This window comes from Mucilaginibacter sp. 320_HR, assembly GCF_059691875.1.
In genome coordinates, this window is the sequence record NZ_JCAWAI010000002.1 from 337,979 (window position 1) to 357,548 (window position 19,570).

Below are 19,570 nucleotides of genomic sequence, written 5' to 3' on the forward strand. Positions count from 1 at the left end.
ATGTACAATATCCGATACTGTCAAGGGGATTTTAATATTTGATTAACAATGTGCAGTTATATTTGTTTTTATAAAAGGCAAATGTAAATTTATGGAAAATATACAGCATGCTCAGAAAGCTCCTAATTGCTTTAAATTTTTTGATTCTTTTTGTGTGCATTTGTAAGGCTGATGGTCTGAAGCAGAGTGCTGTACAATCTGTGCAGCTTAAAATAAACCAGGATACCCTTGCTGACATACTGGAACAAAAAGATTACTTCATCCGGCAAAAAAGATTACTGGTATTTGTAAAAAACTACATTCAGGCTTCCAAACCTGACAAAATGAGTGCTGTTCAGGATACCTTCAACAATGTTTTTAGCAGGTATAATGTAAAAAACAAAGAAGCTTACCAGGCTTTCATGCGGAGTATTGCCCTTTATAAACAAAAATCTTTGAAAGAAGCCGAACGCTATATGACGGCTGCGGCGCAGATGGTCCAGCGTGATAAGGAGCATTATCTGGCCTATCAGTTTCTTACACACCTGGGGTTTATACAAACGGACCGGGGTAATTTTATTGGTGCCATTTACAACTACCGTATGGCCACTAAAGAAGTGGTACAGATTAAAGATAAGTTTAAAGACAATCGTGCCCAGGCCGCTCTTAACATAAACATCTCCGATCTCTACTACAAGACGGGCTTTTACGCCCAGTCATTAAATTACCTTGATAACGCCTGGTCTCTCATCAGTAAAGATGAGGCGAGTAAAAGCTTACTATCAAGTGTAATTTTTTACAATAAGTCAGAGAACTTTTTCAGGCAGAAGAATATAGATTCTCTGCGGGCGTACCACAAAAAGCTTAATGATCCACGTAATAAGAATTATAAGATATACACTTATCGGGAACGTACCGCTTATTACCTGAACCTGTTAAAACAGGAGTATGACGTAGCTATAAAGCAGATACAGGATCTTAAGAAAAGCAAGAACTATGTTCCGAGCGAGTTAGAGGATCAACACCTTGCCGATGCTTACTACGCCAGCGGACAATTAGACTCGTCAAAAAAGATACTGGACAGGCTTATTACCGCTGATAACGAGAACAACCATCCGGAAATTAAATATCACTTGTACGAAATACTGGCCTGGATCTCTGGTAAAAAAGGCGATTATAAGGCATCTGCAGAAAATTTCAAGCTGGCGTTGCAGCAGTCTCAGGAAAACACTACACGGCTCACCCAGGTAGGTAATATCTCATCCCAAATCAAGATAGACGAAACGGAGAACTCTTACATACAACAAACACAGGAATATGAGCGTGAGCGCCTGTGGCTGATATTTATTGTTATAATAGCGGCGCTAAGCCTAATCGCCGTAGCGCTTATTTATCGCAACGTAAAACAGAAGAGACATTACGAAAACCTACTCTACGCAACTAAAAAGGCCGAACTATCCTTTATCAACTCCCACGAAGTGCGTAAGCACCTTACCAACATTCTGGGCATAATGGACATCATCCAGCACAGCGACAACAATAAGGAAGAATACAAACAATGTGAGGAATACCTCCTGAGCTCAGCAAAGAGGCTGGATGAGGCTATAAAGAATATCTCAGATAAGATAAACGAGTAAGACTGCAACTCACAGCCAGCCCGTATATTTAGTTAATTAAAGGTTTATTAAACTTGTTTCCCGCTGAATAATGTCGGCTACGCTGGTTTCCGAAAGGATTTTAAGTGTAGCATCGCGCACTTCTACAAACACGTCGCGTATACCGCAGGTGTGTTCCTGGTGACACTCATCACAGCGATGATAAAAGTTAAGACTTGCGCACGGTACCATGGCGATAGGTCCATCGGTGATACGGAGTATGTTTACCAGGTAAATGTCTTTCGGGTCTTTGTTAAGGCTGTAACCACCGCCCGCACCTTTTTTACTATAAAGATACCCGGCGTTGCGGAGGTCGAGTAGTATCTGTTCAAGAAACTTTTTAGGTATTTTTTCCAGCTCAGCTATCTTTGATATTTGCATGGGTGGTTTGTCCATGTTCTTGCCCATAGCTACCAGAGCCTTAATGGCGTATTTCGTCTTTTTGGAAAGCATTTAAAAAAATAAGCAACAAAGTTACGTAAACAAATCCGTTAAGCTACAGGCTGAATATACGCAATTATTAAGATTTATCAGAATGCCCCAAATTTTTGTCGGGGCTGATCATATTCCTTACTAATTGCTTCAATTCCTTTATTTCAGGAAACCTGCCTTGTTCTTTCCTGTCAAAAATAAGCTTATCTTCTATGCTAATACTATACCTGCCTGCTACTTCGCTTGGTTGTAAAGTTACACCATGCAGTTCATCGCTAAAGGTAGTTAGCAGTTCCTGCGCCATGTAAGCAGCGCGGAGTAACCAATTGCACTTTGGGCAGTATTCTATAGTAATTGTCGGCTTCATAGCTGCAATATTAACATCTATTTACCTCTGAATTTGTATAAATAGGGGGCTTTGTGAGCGCCGCCGCTAAATTTTTTTGATATACGCTCCAATTTGCCTAGTGCCAGCATTTTCCGTTGGAAAGCAGGCCTTAGCAGGTTTTTGTTTAGGATGGTTTCGTACAGGGCCTGTAATTCGGCCATAGTAAATTCCTCCGGCAAAAGATTAAAGCCAATTAGTTTATCGTCCAGCTTTTCCCTTAGGGATTGTAGGGCTTTCTCTACGATGGTGTTGTGATCCTGAATTAATGGTGGCAGTGCTGTTAGGTCACACCATTCGCAGCTGTCAAAAATCTTGTCGGGTGTTGGGCTTACCTTTGTAAAATCTACCAGGGCAAAGTAGCCCACACTGATAAAACGCTGTAACAACCAATGTTTATTTAGATCGTTAGTAGTTGTTTCATTGGCCTCCATAAAGGTAATAAAGGGAGAGGGGTCATGCCGCGATACATCACCAAACACATAAAATTGTTCCAGAAAGATATCTGCCAGGCCCGTACGTTCTTGTGCAACTCGTTTGGCTGCCTGGTTAAGGTCTTCATTATCTCGTACAAAACCTCCGGGGAGCGCATTTAGGCCGGTTTTGCTATAGCGCATTATTAATACTTTCAGTTGGTTGTCATGAAAGCCGAATATGACAGCGTCTATAGCTAAATGCGGGATGAACCCTTTCCCCGCAGGATCACTCTCGTTAGGTTTGGTCGAACTCATTTATGATTGACAAAGAATTTATTTGTTAAAGCCAATTATACAGGTTATTATTGTAACACAATGATACAATAATAATTGTTGTAACCAAATTACAAACTAACACATGAAAAAACTATCTATTATTGTGCTGCTGCAAATTGCCGCCATAAGCGTTTTTGCACAGCCACCAACGCAAGTTAAAACGGTAAACGGCACCGTAGAAGGCGTTACCGAAAAATCGGGCGTTGTTAGCTACAAGGGCATCCCGTTTGCCCAGCCACCAATTGGCGAACTGCGCTGGAAAGATCCGCAACCGGTAAACAACTGGACAGGTGTGCGCAAATGCGATGCGTTTGGCTACAACGCAATGCAGAAAAAGGTATTTGGAGACATGGGCTTCCGGTCCCCGGGTATGAGCGAAGATTGCCTGTATCTTAATGTATGGGTGCCCGCTAAAAAGACTAAAGAAAAGATGCCGGTGCTGGTATATTTCTACGGCGGTGGCTTTGTCGCCGGCGACGGTTCTGAAGCACGCTACGATGGCGAGAGTATGGCAAAAAGAGGCATTATATCACTTACCGTAAATTATCGGCTGGGTGTATTCGGGTTTTTGTCGCATCCTGAACTGAGTAAAGAATCGCCACATCATTCGTCTGGTAATTATGGATTGTTGGATCAGAACGCTGCGCTGAAGTGGGTACAGGCTAATATTGAAGCATTTGGCGGAGACCCTAAGCGAGTTACCATTGCGGGTGAATCTGCTGGTTCTATGTCCGTGTCTGCGCAAATGGTATCGCCATTGTCCAGGAATATCATTAATGGCGCTATTGGTGAAAGCGGTGCCATGTTAGGCCCCTTGGCACCAGCCCCGCTAAGTACCGGCGAAAGCAACGGAGTAAAGTTTGCAGAGAAAATAGGCGCCACAACCTTAACAGCTTTACGCGCGCTTCCGGCAGATCAACTGTTAGACTTGGCATCTAAGCCAGGTAACCCATCTATCAGTTTTATTGTAGATGGTTATTTTTTCACGAAGAAACCTGCAGAAACATTTTCGGCAGGGGAGCAGGCACATGTTCCATTGTTAGTGGGCTGGAACTCTGCTGAAATACCTTTCCAGGCGTTTATGTATGGAAATACCCCAACACCGGAAAACTATGCTAAACAACTGAAAACTATATATGGCGACAAAGCGGACGAAGTGCTTAAACTTTATCCGGGAAGTACAGAGGCTGAAGTAATTAAATCTGCAACTGAACTCGCTAGTGATAGGTTTATAGTTTACAGTACCTGGAAGTGGACAGATGTTCACGCACAAACAAGCGGTCAGCCAGTTTACCGTTATATATTCTCAAAAGTTAAACCACCTATGACCGCTAAAATGGCGGGCGCAACGCCGGGTTTAGCAGGTGGCATGAACAAAAGCGACCCTGCAAAGCCAGCACCGCCAAAAGGACCGGAGCCTTATGCCGGTGCGCCACATGCTTTCGAGATAGAATATGCCATGGGTAACCTGGCAACTAACGAAAGTTATCAGTGGTCGGCAGCAGACTACAAGGTATCAAACACTATGGAAACCTACTTTGCCAACTTCGTGAAAACTGGTAACCCTAATGGTAGCGGCGTTCCTAAGTGGATTGCAAACACTAAAGGTAGCCCGGTGCATTTCATTAACCTGGATGTGAAAACTGTTCTAGAGAAGGAAAGTCCTCAGTTAAGGGGCAGGTACGTATTCCTGGATAAAGAATACACCAAATAACATTACTTATAGAAAAGGTCCGCTGATTAACTCAGCGGACCTTTTTTTATAATAGTAAAGTTCAAACTAGTTTCCTGACTAATATAAACGCCACAGAACCTGATACAAGTAAGGTAGATGCAACAAGAAGTGGGTTTATTGATTTTTCGGGTACATACTGTACGCCTTTCCTGTTCGCTTTTGCAGGCTTATGTACATATCTTCCGTTAGATGGTACCGCGTCTGCGTCAAAGTTATCTATTAGCTCGTCCAAGCCTTTTATTAACTCTTCACCATACATAGGTTTACCGTGCCCGGTTGCGGCAATAGCAGGTGCTAATCCGCGTAATTTCAACACTGACTTTTTTGCTGCAGGCCAGTTGTAAGTGAAATACCTTGGCGGACCCGAAATAACTTTCTTTTGTGTAGCTACTGCAAACGCAGACTCCTGCCTGGTGCTTACAAAAGCATCTCCACTTATCAGCAACCTGTCTTTCTCTCTGAATAACGAAATATGCCCCGGAGCATGCCCTGGTGTATGTATATACTTCCAGTCGGTTAAGAATGGCAAGTGCTCTCCTGAGTCTAGCTGGTGCACCCTGTTGCCCAGGTTTATTGGTTTGTACGGATAAGTTACAGAAAGCAAACTCATTAGTCCACCACCCGAGGTAGGATCAGGAGGTGGGTAGGCCGACCCGCCTGTAACATATGGAAGTTCTAACGGATGTACAAATACAGGTACATCCCAGTTCTTAAGTAACGTTTCTATATTACCTACATGATCGAAATGACCATGAGTTAAAATTATAGCCTTGGGTGGATTATTACCAAAAAGCTCGTTAGCCATAGTTAGTATTTTATCTGCTGATCCTTTAAGGCCGGCATCTACCAATACCCACTCGTTTTTGTTTATGGCGATCATATACAGGTTTACAAAAACCGTTTTTAATCCCCAAACTCCTTTTGCGACCTCAAAGTGGTCGGTCTTCGGTCCGTCTGCCGCTAATACATTCTTCATTATTTCTCCTTTCACTTTTCCACAGCTTAATCAATGAATATTTATTTTTTCGAGATCTGCACGCGGCGGACCTGTTAAAACTTTTCCGTTTAAATCAAAGCGGCCGCCGTGACATGGGCAATCCCAGCTTTTTTCTGCGTCGTTAAACGCCACTATACATTTAGCATGTGTACAAACCGGGTTAAGGCATGTTACTTTTCCTTCAGCATCTTTGTAAACAGCAAGTTTCTCTCCCTCATATTTCACTATTGTGCCGGTATCAGCCTTTAGCTCTTTAAAAGAATCAATCGTGTCTGCTGATAAACGGTCCGCAATAAAGCGATAAGCCACATCAGCATTCTCTCTAACAAATTCGGTAAAGCCTGCCACAGGTTTTACCCTGGCCGGGTTAAATAGTGAAGTGTACTTGTTTTCTTTACCCAGAATTGCATCACTGAGCATCTTGCCGGATATAGTGCCGAACATCATTCCGTTACCATTATAGCCCGTAGCTATGTAAAGGTTGTTATATCCGCCAGGTAAATGACCTATAAACGGCAATCCGTCAGAAGATGTGTAGTATTGCGCCGACCATTTGAAGCTGACTTCAGAAACGTTGTAATACAAGCGTACATAATCCTCTAATCGCTGGAAAGATTCTTCAGGGCTATCATGACCGGTTTTATGATCTTCACCGCCTACCAGCAGGTATTTCTTTCCGTCAACAACGTGTGTACGAAAGTAGTGGTATGGTTCCTTGCTGTCATAAGATAGTGCATCAGGGTAGGCCGATTCATCGGTTAGCCTGAAACCCATAACGTAACTGCGGTAAGGGGCGCAGTAAAAGTCCATAAGGTTTAACCCTGGAGGCAGGTGCGTGGCATATACCAGGTTGCGGCTTTTAATATTTACATTATCAGCTTTAGCTTTATGTGTGTTGTCCTGGTAGCTGGTTTCACGAATGAATGTATTTTCGAGAATGATCCCACCGGCAGCTACAAATTGTTCGGCGAGCGCAAAAATGTACTTAATGGGATGGAACTGTCCCTGGTTTTTTAAAACGATTGATTTCTTAAACGGAACTGAAACACCGTTAGTATCCGCTTCTTCAGCAGCTATCCCGGCACGCTTTGTTGCGTCAAGTATCTCATCCAGCACCTTTACCTCTTCGTCCGTTTCAGCGTACACATAGCCGTCTTTATAAGCCAGGTCGCAGTCTATGTTGTATTCTTTTACCAGTTGCTCAATAAGGCCAAATGATTCTTTGCCGCATTCAGCCAGCAACTTTGCGCTTTCTTCGCCAAAGTCCTGTTCTACCTCGGGGTAGGTGGTGTCAAAAAAGGTATTAAGGTGCGCGCTTGTACCGCCTGTGGTACCAAAGCCTAGTGTGTAGGCTTCGGCAATAATGCACTGTTTGCCTTGTTTTTGCAACAGTAGGGCAGTAGTTATACCGGTTATGCCTCCGCCGACAATTAAGGCATCGTATATAACATCGCTGTTAAAGGCTCCTGACTTATTTTCGAAAGAAAAAGGCCCTTTTTGCCAGATGCTGCGGGTTTTGCTGTCGCGTAATATTTTCTTGCGTTCTGTAGCGGTTGAGTTTTCCATGGTTTTTCAGGTAAATAAAAAAGCCGCTGCGTTTATGGCAGCGGCCTTTGTTTAAAGGCATCGTGTTTAAAACAAATGTGATGCCATCCTGTAACCAGGCGTTACAATATTTTCTTAATATTATAAATGTATCACTTCACCGTAAGCATCAGCGGCTGCTTCCATCACCGCTTCACTCATGGTTGGGTGAGGGTGTACAGACTTGATGATCTCATGACCGGTAGCTTCCAGCTTGCGGGCGGTCACCACTTCGGCTATCATCTCGGTAACGTTATAGCCCAGCATGTGCGCCCCAAGAAACTCGCCGTATTTAGCGTCAAATATTACTTTAACAAAGCCATCCTTTGCACCGGCAGCGCTAGCCTTACCAGATGCTGAGAAAGGAAACTTACCTACTTTTATCTCATAGCCCGCTTCTTTCGCAGCTTTTTCGGTGTAACCTACAGATGCAACTTCTGGCGAGCAGTAGGTACAGCCCGGTATGTTATTGTAGTTTAGAGGCTCAGGGTTGTGGCCTGCAATTTTTTCTACGCAGATAATGCCTTCAGCAGATGCAACGTGTGCAAGCGCCTGGCCTTTTACGATGTCGCCAATTGCGTAAACGCCTTCAACATTGGTTTTGTAGAAATCGTCGACCAGTACTTTGCCTTTATCGGTCTTTACTCCGTTCTCTTCCAAACCAATGCCTTCAAGGTTGGTAGAAATGCCAATAGCGGATAGTACAATATCAGCTTCTAACACAACGTTACCGTTGGTTGTTTTTACATTTACACGGCAGCCTTCACCATTAGTATCGACAGATTCAACAGTAGAACCCGTCATGATGTTAATGCCTTGTTTCTTAAGGCTGCGTAATAGTCCTTTTGATACTTCTTCATCCTCCAGCGGAACAATGTTATCAAGGTACTCTACAACAGTAACCTTAGTTCCTAAAGCGTTGTAGAAGTAAGCAAATTCAATACCTATGGCGCCCGAACCTACTACTACCATTGATTTTGGCTGCTGAGGCAACACCATGGCCTGACGATAGCCAATCACTTTCTTACCATCCTGTTTAAGGTTAGGTAACTCACGTGAGCGGCCACCTGTAGCTAATATTATGTGCTTAGCTGTAAAGTCTTTAGCTGTGCCGTCATTCATCTTAACGGTTACTGTACCTTTGCTTTTAAGCAAGCCGTGACCCATTAAAACGTCTATCTTATTCTTTTTCATCAGGAACTGCACGCCTTTGCTCATACCATCAGCAACGCCGCGACTCCGTTTAATAACTGCTTCAAAATTTACTTCGCCGCCCTGTGTGGTGATGCCATAATCGGCAGCGTGGTTAAGGTATTCAAATACCTGCGCGCTTTTAAGCAGCGCTTTGGTAGGTATACAGCCCCAGTTTAGGCATATCCCGCCCAGTGATTCTTTCTCAACGATAGCGGTTTTTAAACCCAGTTGCGATGCACGTATAGCTGCAACGTAGCCACCCGGGCCCGAACCTATAACAATCAGATCGTAGTCCATATACTTGATTTATTTTATGATTAGGAAAGCCAAAGCTAAGTAAAAAGCGGAGAATTGAAAAGTGCCCTTGTTTTTAGGAAGGTTAAATGATAAACAAGGCCTTAATAAAAAAGTAACAACTGCAAGTTGTATAAACTCAAGTTTGATGTAAATATTATAAGTAAATTTCATCGACATTTCATTATTGCCTAAATAAGCTGTAAAATGTTGATAAATATATAATTATTGTTAACACAAACTTAACATTGGCCATCAGCCGAATACCTATATTTGTGCCAAATTTTAATCACTTAACGTTTAAACTAAAAAACAGAGTATGAGGAAGCATTTACTTCTATTTATCTTCTCCCTGTTTGCTGCGGTTGCTGCATTTGCACAAACCACAACCAGTAGCATGTCAGGGGTTGTAGTTGACGAGAAGGGTTTGCCGCTGCCGGGCGTTACTATTACGGCGCTGCACACCCCAACCGGTACCAACTACGCCACCGTATCACGTGTGGATGGCCGTTACAACTTGCCTAACTTACGTGTAGGCGGCCCTTACACCGTTACGTTTTCTTTTATCGGCTTTAACACCCAAACACAGCGTGACATCAACCTTACGCTAGGCCAGGAGTTCAAGATCGACTCTAAATTGATGCCAACCAGCACTCAATTAGGCGAAGTTGTGGTAACCAGCACACAAAACAAGGTTATCAACAACTCACGTACAGGTTCACAGGAAATTATCACCCGAACACAAATCGACCGTTTGCCAACTATCAGCCGTTCTATTTATGATTACACCAAATTAACTCCATCTGCGAATGGTACCAGCTTTGGTGGTCGTAACGGTAACGGTAACAACTTAACTGTTGACGGTGCGTTGTTTAACAACTCTTTTGGTCTGTCAAGCACTTTGGGTGGCCAGGCAAACTCTCAGCCTATCTCTCTCGACGCTATCGAGCAGATCCAGGTTGCAGTTTCTCCATTTGACGTTACCCAGGGTCGTTTTGCAGGTACCGGGATCAACACCGTTACTAAATCTGGTACAAACGAGTTCAGAGGTAGCGTTTATTACTACAAACGTTCTGCAGGTTTAGTTGGCTTACACGCCGGGACTGCTGATGTACTTAAACCAAGTGTTGATTACAATCAACGCGGTATCAGCTTAGGCGGCCCTATCATCAAGAATAAATTATTCTTGTTTGTATCTGGCGAGCAGGAGCGTATAAACGACCCCGCTACATCTTACACCGCTTTACGTTCTGGTCAGTCAGCAGGTGGCAGTATTTCACAAGCTTCTTTTGACGACCTGACCAAACTGCACGATTTCCTTCAAACCAAATACGGTTACGATGCAGGTGCTTTTGAAAACTACCAGTTACGTACACAGTCTGACAAGATCACTGCTAAACTGGACTGGAACATCAACAAGAACAATACTTTATCATTTAAGTATTTCTACCTGAAATCTTTCCGTGATGTACCACCAAGCAACTCTGGTGCACAGGGTAGCCGTAGCCCTGGTTCTCAAACTTTGCCGTTCTTCTCTTCTTACTATACCATCAACAACAACTTTAATATTGGTATAATGGAGTTGAACACCCGCATTAGCGACAAATTTGCTAATAAGCTGATTGTTGGTTACCAGGCCCTGCGCGACTTCCGTTCTTCACCAGGTGGTGGTGCGTTCCCGTTGGTGGATATCTTAACCCCATCAGGTACTAACACTTTAACCTCTTTTGGTTATGAGCCGTTCACTGCAAACAACTTGCTAAACACCGATACCTACCAGGCATCAGATAACTTTACTTACTTTGCCGGTAAGCACGAGTTTAACATTGGCGCAAGCTTTGAGTTAAACAAGTTTAAGAACGGTTTTGCACCTAACTATAATGGTGGTTACCGTTTCGCCAGCTTACAGGATTTTTATGATTCTGCTAACAACGGCTTGCCTTTGGCTAAACGTTACGATTTCCGTTATTCGGCATTGCCGGGCGGCGAGTTCCCGTTTGCTAACATTAAATCTTATACAATCGGTTTCTATGTACAGGATAAATTCCAGGTGACCGATAACTTTAAGTTGACTTACGGTGTACGTGCAGATATCCCTGTATTTAATACCACCAGCGAGTTTAACTCAAACGCTGCTGCTTTAACTAAATTCCAGGGCGGTTACCAGGTGCTTACCAACCAGTATCCAAAGTCAAGCGTGCAGATATCTCCACGTGTTGGTTTCAACTGGGATGTTAACGGCGACAACAGCACTCAGGTACGTGGTGGTTTAGGTATATTCCAGGGCCCGGTTCCTTACGTGTACATATCTAACCAGGCCAGCAACAACGGTGTGCAGTTTGGTTCATATAGCCTTGTACCGGGAACAGGTGGCGTATTAGCTACTGATCCTCGCCTGATCTTCAACCCTGATGTTAATGCCAACAGGCCAAAAACAGCTGCTGCAAATACATCTTACAACCTGGTTGTTAACGATAAGAACTTCAAGTTCCCGTCAAACTTCCGTGCTAACGTAGCGGTTGACCAGAAATTACCATTTGGCGTAATAGGTACCTTAGAGGGTATTTACAGCAAGGATATCAACGCATCATACTTTGTAAACGTTGCATTGCCTACTACAGGTACAACACTTGTTGGTTCTGATCCTCGTTTCCGTTACAGCAGCACTTCAGTTTACCCTTCTATTCCTGCTGCGCAGGGCGGTAACACTGCTGCTAATCCTAACATTACTGATGCTATTGTTACCAAGAACACCAGCAAAGGTTACACTTACAGCATCACAGGCCAGTTACAGCGTACTTTCAAAAACCTGTATGTGAGCTTAGCTTACACTTACCAGGATGCACGTTCGGTTAACGACGGTGGTTCTATTGCCCAGTCAACCTGGAGAGACCGCCCGGTTACTAATGATCCTAACGCTGACATTGCACAGTACACCAACTTCCGTCAGCCAAACCGTATTATCGGTGCTATATCTTACCGTAAAGAGTACATCGGCCACCTGGCAACTTCAATTGGTTTAACTTACGAAGCTGCTAACGCAGGTTCTGCTTCTTATACCTACAGCGGCGACGTTAACGGTGATGGACAAACCAGCAATGACCTGCTTTACGTACCAAAAGATGCTAATGACATTGTGCTGATAAAAGATAATAGTGCAACCTTTACTGACCCTCGTAGCACAGGCCAGATTTGGGCTCAGCTGAACGCTTACATTAACCAGGACCCTTACCTGAGCAAGCGTCGTGGTAAATATGCTGAGCGTAACGGCTTGGTATTACCTTACTATCACCTGGTTAACCTGAACTTTACTCAGGACCTTTACCAAACTACCGGTAAAGTTAAAAACACACTGCGTTTTGAGTTCAATATCATCAACTTCGGTAACTTCCTTTACAGGAACTGGGGTAACTTTAAGTTTGTTAACCGTACCGGCATCCTTTCTTTCAAAGGTGTTGACGCCGCTACCGGTAAACCAACTTACTCTTTCCCGTTACTGGATAACACAAACCTTATACCGCTTACCAACTCATTTGGTAATGGTGTGTCACAGTCATCACGCTGGCAGGCACAAATCGGTTTACGTTACTTGTTCAACTAAACCGAACTTTATACAAAAACGAAACCCGGACAGCAATGTCCGGGTTTTTTGTTTTAGATAGTTTAATAGCTTTGCAGTATGAGAAAGCGGTTCCGTATTTACCTGTTCCTAATCATCGCATTTAGTTTTCTGCTAGGCATGCCTTACCACACGCTTGCGCTCGAGGTAACCTCAATTTCTTTTATTGGCACACCGGGGAGGGCTACAACAGACATTATAAAAATAGTATTGCTGGTTTTAGCACATTTGCTCCTCATCTCCCTGTTGTTCATAAAAGACTCACGCAGGTATAAATACTACCTTATCATTTTTCCGCTGGTATTCTTGCCGGTTTACTTTTGGAATGCATATATAATTTATTCAGTTGAACCCAAGCTATATTCATGGCTGCTGCCTTACGGGGTAGCTTACTTTTTGGCAGTAAGTACTTACTTGAGGCTGGCGAATACTTCAGCTGCTAATGGTTAAGGTTTAAAGGTGCCGAACAGCCGATCCCAAATAGAAGTATAAAATCCGAAGTTGTAATTTATATCGGCATGATGATCGTGATGAAACGACGAGGTGCCAATAAATTTCAATACAACGCTGCTTCTCCACTTAGCCGGCAGCGGCTCAATTCCTAAATGCCCGGCTATGCCAAAGGCTATATTTACGGTGAGATAAACGGCGACCGCGTAAATGTTAAAGGAATAAACAATAAGCAAGATAAGCCAAAGGGCACCAAAACTAACGGTCTCCAGCGGGTGCAGCACAAACAGGTCTATAGGCGTGGGGTGCTCGTACTGATGATGAAACCTATGGATTGGTTTATAGAACAACGAGTGATGGATGAAGTAATGGAAAACGTACATTAGGAAATCCATCCCTACAAATAGCAGAAGAAAGTGCGGCAAGACAAGCCATGAGAAGTCGAACTTGAAAACAATAAAGCCATAGTCCCACAAACGGAAGCCGAGGTACGTAATTACAGTATTAACCAGGTTGGTTAATACACAAATCCATAACTCTGCCCGGGAGGGCCAGGCTACAGGCTTGTTGCAAAACTTTAACGTAAGCCAACCGGCAAAAAGCGCAATAGCAGTTACCGTGAGGTTTTCTGCAAGAAATATCAGCCACAATCGACTTTCAGATAGTGCAGCTAAAGATTCCAGCATGTGGTGCATAACACTATCTTTTTGACTAATGGTTACTCGTACTCAAAAACGCCGAACTCAGATGTTACCGTTACCCTTTTGTTATCAGCAGCTTCTACACGGCCAACAATCTGCGCTGGAATGCCGAAGTTCTCGCTGATGCTGATCAGGTCTGCTGCTATCTCTTCTGGAACGTACAATTCCATCCGGTGACCCATATTGAACACCTTGTACATTTCCTGCCATGACGTGCCCGATTCTTCTTGTATCAACTTAAACAACGGTGGAATAGGGAAGAGGTTATCTTTTATTACGTGGAGGTTATCGATAAAATGCAGCACTTTGGTCTGAGCACCGCCACTGCAATGTACCATACCATGTATCTGTTTGCGGTAACCATCCAGCATTTGTTTTATCACAGGCGCGTAGGTGCGGGTAGGCGATAGTACAAGTTTGCCGGCCGTAATGGTTTTGCCATCGCCAATTTCTATATGGTCGGTCAGTTTTTTACTTCCCGAAAAAACAAGATCATGAGGCACGGCCGGATCAAAGCTTTCCGGGAACTTGTCGGCAATTGATTTATCAAAAACATCATGACGGGCAGAAGTAAGGCCATTGGAGCCCATCCCGCCATTGTATTCCGTCTCGTATATAGCTTGGCCGTAAGAAGCCAGCCCTACAATCACGTCGCCGGGTTGAATATTGTGATTGGATATTATGTCCTCGCGTTTCATCCTGCAGGTTACAGTAGAATCTACAATAATGGTTCGCACAAGGTCGCCAACGTCGGCAGTTTCACCGCCGGTGGAATATATGCCTATTCCTGCATCACGCAGTTCAGCAAGTATCTCTTCGGTACCGTTAATTATAGCGGCTATTACCTCACCCGGTATAAGGTTCTTGTTACGGCCTATGGTTGATGATAGCAGGATATTGTCAATGGCGCCCACGCAAAGCAGGTCGTCCAGGTTCATGATAATGGCGTCCTGCGCAATCCCACGCCAAACAGATATGTCTCCGGTTTCTTTCCAGTAGGTATAAGCAAGTGATGATTTTGTACCCGCACCATCGGCATGCATAATATTGCAGTATTCCGGGTCGTTAGTTAATATATCGGGTACAATTTTGCAGAAAGCCTTAGGGAATATTCCCTTGTCGATATTTTTAATGGCGTTGTGTACATCATCTTTTGATGCAGATACACCCCGTTGATCATATCTTTGCGGAGAAGTCATGGGCAAATATACTGCTAAATACCTTTTTAGGCGGTAATTTTGTTAATTTGCCGCACTCACCTTTCTATGTTAAGATCTTTAGGTTTCAAACTCAATCGATGGCGGTTAAACCGCACAGCTCAGCGCAATTTTTTAATGTATTGCAGTGTTGGTGCCGGCCTGTTGGGTGGCCTGGCTGCCGTAGCGTTGAAGTTTTTGGTTCACTTTATGGAGGAGCTGAGCCGCAACATTTCGTCGCATCTGCCATACCATTTCATCTATGTGTTTTTGCCCGCTTTGGGCATACTTTTAACCGTGTCGTGGCAGCACATCATCAACCGCGACAAAATGCAAAAAGGTATAGGTAATATCCTCATTAGTATAAAAAAGAACAGAAGTAACATCAGATTTAATAATGTATACGCTCACCTGGTTACCAGTTCCCTAACCGTTGGTTTTGGCGGATCTGCCGGTTTGGAAGCGCCTATTGTTTGTACGGGCGCTGCAATAGGGTCTCGCCTTGGGCAGTTTTTTAATTTAACACCATACGAAAAAACTGTGCTGCTTGCCGCCGGCACGTCGGCGGGTATCGCTGCAGTTTTTAACAGCCCGATTGCAGGTGTGCTGTTCTCTTTAGAGATACTGATTGGGGAGATCACCATTCCTACATTCATCCCTTTGCTTATTGCTTCTGCTACAGGGGTGGTTGTATCCAAGGTACTGTATTCCGGGCAATTGTTTCACCTGGTTACCGAAGGTTGGGTGATAAGCGCTTTGCCCTTTTACGTTGTGCTTGGGCTTTTGAGCGGATGGGTGTCTATCTACATTGCCAAAGTTGGTGGCACACTGGAGAAGGGTATTTTCTTAAAACAGAACCGTTATGTGCGGGCAATAACCGGCGGACTTATCCTCGGACTGATCATTATAGTTTTTCCAACCCTTTTTGGCGAAGGGTACCATTATTTGCAGGCTATACTCAACGGCAACCTTGAAGCGCTTAAAGAAGAGAACTTTTTTGGTGAATGGCTATCTGAACCATTACTTATGTTGCTGTTCATAGCCGCCTTGGTACTTATGAAAATAGTAGCAGCAGGTATCACCATTGGTGCAGGCGGCAATGGCGGCACTTTTGCGCCTACTATGTTTACTGGCGCTTTCCTGGGTTTATTCGTTGCTTTTGGTGTGAACCAAACCGGGCTGATCCATTTAAATACGAGCAACTTTATTGCCGTGGGTATGGCAGGTGCGCTTAGCGGTGTGTTGCATGCACCATTAACGGCTATATTCCTGATAGCAGAGATAACAGGCGGATATGTGTTGTTTATTCCTCTCATGATCGTGTCTGCTATATCTTATATAATATCAAGGCTCACTAACCCGCATAACATGTACTGGCACCACCTGGTACATGAGAATAATATACACCCCGGGCAGGATTACAGCATGCTTAATGCAATAAGCCTTGACAACATAATAAACAGGAACTTTACTGCTGTTACCCGGCAGACACCACTATCCCAACTTTACCAACTGCTGGCCAATACCAACGCCAACATCTTTCCTGTTTTAGATAATTCGGGAGCTTTAGAGGGAGTTATATGGATGGACGAAATACGTAAGCACATTTTCTCCCCTAACCTCGAAGATGAGACCGTGGCCGACATAATGGTGTCGCCGCCGGCCACTATACTGGTAACTGATAATATAAGTACAGTGATGGAGCTGTTTGACAAATTTGATGTATGGCAATTGCCGGTAGTTGAAGAAAATAAATTGATTGGGTTTGTCTCCAAATCTGCCCTGCTGGCAAAATACCGGGACATCATCGTAAGCCAGCAACACCAGACAGATTTGTTCGCGAACAATTAGCTTTAAAGGCATTAACAAAAAAGAGCGGCTGTCTACCAGACAGCCGCTCTTTTAATTGACAGATCATTTAGTACTTCTACACCTGTAATAAAACAATCACTTCCAAAATTACTTTGTTTTTACTTGTTTTTTCTGTGCGGTTTTTAAAGGTTGCTGAAGAAAAATAAGTATTTAAAATGCTTTAATTCTGCTTTTTATACAATTTATTACATTGATTATGTAAGCGTTCAAACAAGTGTTCATTTTTATAGGGCACAAAAAAAGCTGAACACTTTTGAACGTTAGCTCCATTATTTGATAAACAGCAACTCTCTAAATTTAGGCAGCGGCCACATAGCGTCATCTACCAGTTGCTCCAATTTGTCAACGTTATAACGGATAGGCTGGAAGTAACTCTTTACATTCTCATCGTAGCTGATAGCGCGTTCGCGAATGTCTTCGATAGCATTTGCCTTCTTACGTTCGCTTATCATCTTTTCTACATCATTCTTTATCGTATTGATGTGACCGGAGATGCGACTTATGATGTCTAGCTGAGCTGCATAAGCACTTTCATCCAAGCCGATTTCTTTTAACCCCTTTACGTTTGTGATAAGCTTAGTTTGGTACTCCAAAGCCGCTGGTATGATGATATTGAGCGTTAGCTCGCCGATAACCCGCGCTTCTATCTGCAGCTTTTTGTAAAAGCTGTCCAGTAATATTTCATGGCGGGCATGTGCCTCGCGCTTGCTGAACACGCCTGTTTCCTCAAACAGCTCTTCCGCTTTAGGGGATATTAGCGCGTCAAGTGCTTTAGGAGTTGTTTTGATGTTTGCTAACCCGCGCTTTTCTGCTTCGCGTTCCCAATCTTCGCTGTAGCCATTACCTTCAAAGCGGATAGCTCTCGACTCCTTAATGTATCGCTTGATGATGGTCATTAACGCTACATCTTTTTTCTCGCCTTTCTTAATCAGCTTATCTACATCAAACTTGAATTTTTTCAGCTGATCTGCCACTATCAGGTTCAATATGGTCATAGGGCTGGCAGAGTTGGCTGATGAGCCTACTGCGCGCAACTCAAACTTATTGCCGGTAAATGCGAATGGCGACGTACGGTTACGGTCGGTATTGTCCTTTAATATCTGTGGTATTTTAGGAATGCCTTGCCAAAGTGAATTTTCCTCTTTTATTTTTTTGCTTAGGCGGGAGGTATCTATTTCATCTAATACATCATTAAGCTGACTACCCAGGAATATGGATATAATCGCCGGCGGTGCTTCGTTAGCACCCAAACGATGGTCGTTGTTAACCGATGCAATAGATGCACGAAGCAGATCGGCATTCTCATGCACAGCCTTTATCGTGTTCACAAAAAAAGTAAGGAACTGGAGATTATTCTTTGGCGTTTTTCCGGGCGACAGCAGGTTTTTACCGGTATTGGTAATCATGCTCCAGTTGTTGTGCTTGCCAGAGCCGTTTATGCCCGCATATGGTTTTTCGTGAAGCAACACCTTAAAGTTGTGGCGGGCTGCAACACGATCCATAATATCCATCAATAGCTGGTTATGATCTATAGCCAGATTTATCTCCTCGTATATAGGTGCACATTCAAACTGTGAGGGTGCAACTTCGTTATGACGCGTTTTTAGCGGTATACCCAGTTGCAATGCCTCTGTCTCCATGTCTTGCATAAAGGCATACACACGGCTGGGAATAGAACCGAAATAGTGGTCTTCCAACTGCTGGTTTTTTGCAGACATGTGCCCGAACAAAGTACGGCCGGTAAGGTAAAGATCCGGACGCGCGTTAAACAACGCGGTATCTACCAGGAAGTATTCCTGCTCGATACCTAACGAGGCATTAACTTTTTCAATGCTCTTATCAAAGTAGTGGCAAACATCCACGGCAGCTCTGTCTAAAGCACTAAGCGCTTTAAGTAAAGGAACCTTGTAGTCCAGTGCCTCGCCGGTGTAGGATACAAATACGGTTGGTATACAAAGTGTGCGGCCTATGATAAAGGCTGGTGACGATGGATCCCACGCGGTATAGCCACGTGCTTCGAAAGTATTACGTATACCGCCGCTGGGGAAACTGGATGCATCCGGTTCTTGCTGGGCCAAAGCGTCGCCGCTAAAGCGTTCTATAGCGCCACCATCTGCGGTAGGTTCAAAAAAGGCGTCGTGCTTCTCGGCAGTACTGCCGGTAAGCGGCTGAAACCAATGTGTGTAGTGGGTGGCGCCTTTGCTCATCGCCCAGGAGCGCATGCTGGAGGCTACTTGTTCGGCAAGCTCACGCGGAATAGTTTCTCCGTTATCAATAGAATTAACAATTCCGGCGAAAGCTTCAGATGATAGATACTCTTTCATCTTGTGCTTATCAAATACATTAGCGCCGAAGTAGTCTGAAATTTTGCTTGATGGTGTTTTTAGTTCTGGTATCTCGCGATTACTTGCGTCTCGAAGTGCCTGGAAGCGAATGTTGGGCATGGTATAAGAATTGGTTACGCCAAAAGTAAAAATTCTCCTAAAATAATACTACTAAGCATTGTTGGTCTCACCATTGCGGCACCTGCCAAAATCCGCTGAAAATTCCTTTAAATTTTACATTTTTAAAATATTTTGGTTTATTTAAAATTTATAATCGTTATCATTTCCATTTTTATCTTGTATTTATCTAACTTTTGCAATGTTTTTTGGCGCATAATCTATTTAATTCTGTTTTCTAAAAATGCTAATCATAATATGTGCTATATTTTATGATTTTTGTT

General features: G+C 43.6%; 14 protein-coding genes. 5 read left to right on the top strand and 9 right to left on the bottom strand.

Features of this window, described 5'->3' with window-relative positions:
• Positions 1–200 precede the first annotated feature (200 nt).
• On the top strand, positions 201–1,616 hold the full coding sequence (locus tag AC59GT_RS07090) for a tetratricopeptide repeat protein (protein WP_497236976.1): 1,416 nt from the start codon (positions 201–203) through the stop codon (positions 1,614–1,616).
• A gap of 36 nt (positions 1,617–1,652) precedes the next feature.
• Here AC59GT_RS07090 and AC59GT_RS07095 read toward each other — a convergent pair whose 3' ends face one another.
• From AC59GT_RS07095 to AC59GT_RS07105, 3 genes are all read right to left on the bottom strand, one after another.
• Positions 1,653–2,087, bottom strand: coding sequence for an RrF2 family transcriptional regulator (locus AC59GT_RS07095; RefSeq protein WP_117381860.1), 435 nt, complete (start codon positions 2,085–2,087; stop codon positions 1,653–1,655).
• Between the two features lie 67 nt (positions 2,088–2,154).
• Positions 2,155–2,433, bottom strand: a complete 279-nt coding sequence (locus AC59GT_RS07100; RefSeq protein WP_497236977.1) for an Rdx family protein — start codon at positions 2,431–2,433, stop codon at positions 2,155–2,157.
• Positions 2,434–2,450: 17 nt separating this feature from the next.
• The gene (locus tag AC59GT_RS07105) at positions 2,451–3,182 is read right to left on the bottom strand and encodes an NUDIX hydrolase (RefSeq protein ID WP_497236978.1); all 732 of its coding nucleotides are present in this window, start codon (positions 3,180–3,182) and stop codon (positions 2,451–2,453) included.
• Positions 3,183–3,285: 103 nt separating this feature from the next.
• Between AC59GT_RS07105 and AC59GT_RS07110 the strand changes: the two genes are divergently transcribed.
• Positions 3,286–4,917: a carboxylesterase/lipase family protein gene (locus AC59GT_RS07110; protein ID WP_497236979.1), complete on the top strand. Its 1,632-nt coding sequence runs from the start codon at positions 3,286–3,288 to the stop codon at positions 4,915–4,917.
• A gap of 61 nt (positions 4,918–4,978) precedes the next feature.
• Here AC59GT_RS07110 and AC59GT_RS07115 read toward each other — a convergent pair whose 3' ends face one another.
• The 3 genes from AC59GT_RS07115 to lpdA form a co-directional block, all read right to left on the bottom strand.
• The gene (locus AC59GT_RS07115; RefSeq protein WP_497236980.1) at positions 4,979–5,914 is read right to left on the bottom strand and encodes an MBL fold metallo-hydrolase; all 936 of its coding nucleotides are present in this window, start codon (positions 5,912–5,914) and stop codon (positions 4,979–4,981) included.
• Between the two features lie 30 nt (positions 5,915–5,944).
• Complete coding sequence (locus tag AC59GT_RS07120; protein ID WP_497236981.1) at positions 5,945–7,501, bottom strand: FAD-dependent oxidoreductase; 1,557 nt, start codon at positions 7,499–7,501, stop codon at positions 5,945–5,947.
• Between the two features lie 120 nt (positions 7,502–7,621).
• Complete coding sequence (lpdA, locus tag AC59GT_RS07125) at positions 7,622–9,010, bottom strand: dihydrolipoyl dehydrogenase (RefSeq protein WP_497236982.1); 1,389 nt, start codon at positions 9,008–9,010, stop codon at positions 7,622–7,624.
• Positions 9,011–9,326: 316 nt separating this feature from the next.
• Between lpdA and AC59GT_RS07130 the strand changes: the two genes are divergently transcribed.
• Positions 9,327–12,608 (top strand): TonB-dependent receptor, encoded by a 3,282-nt coding sequence (locus tag AC59GT_RS07130; protein ID WP_497236983.1) that lies wholly within the window; start codon positions 9,327–9,329, stop codon positions 12,606–12,608.
• 78 nt (positions 12,609–12,686) lie between these two features.
• Positions 12,687–13,076: a hypothetical protein gene (locus AC59GT_RS07135; RefSeq protein ID WP_497236984.1), complete on the top strand. Its 390-nt coding sequence runs from the start codon at positions 12,687–12,689 to the stop codon at positions 13,074–13,076.
• Here AC59GT_RS07135 and AC59GT_RS07140 read toward each other — a convergent pair.
• Together AC59GT_RS07140 and AC59GT_RS07145 are read right to left on the bottom strand one after the other, a co-directional pair.
• Complete coding sequence (locus AC59GT_RS07140) at positions 13,073–13,762, bottom strand: sterol desaturase family protein (RefSeq protein WP_497236985.1); 690 nt, start codon at positions 13,760–13,762, stop codon at positions 13,073–13,075. The two genes, AC59GT_RS07135 and AC59GT_RS07140, sit on opposite strands and share 4 nt — an antisense overlap.
• Before the next feature lie 32 nt (positions 13,763–13,794).
• Complete coding sequence (locus AC59GT_RS07145) at positions 13,795–14,976, bottom strand: AIR synthase related protein (RefSeq protein ID WP_497236986.1); 1,182 nt, start codon at positions 14,974–14,976, stop codon at positions 13,795–13,797.
• A 66-nt stretch (positions 14,977–15,042) separates the two neighbouring features.
• Here AC59GT_RS07145 and AC59GT_RS07150 point away from each other — a divergent pair, with 66 nt between their 5' ends.
• On the top strand, positions 15,043–16,824 hold the full coding sequence (locus tag AC59GT_RS07150) for a chloride channel protein (RefSeq protein ID WP_497236987.1): 1,782 nt from the start codon (positions 15,043–15,045) through the stop codon (positions 16,822–16,824).
• 290 nt (positions 16,825–17,114) lie between these two features.
• On the opposite strand, the gene AC59GT_RS07155 is transcribed toward AC59GT_RS07150, so the two are convergent.
• Entirely contained in the window at positions 17,115–19,289 is a 2,175-nt protein-coding gene (locus AC59GT_RS07155; protein ID WP_497236988.1) for a glutamine synthetase III family protein, read from the bottom strand.
• Between the last annotated feature and the right edge of the window lie 281 nt (positions 19,290–19,570).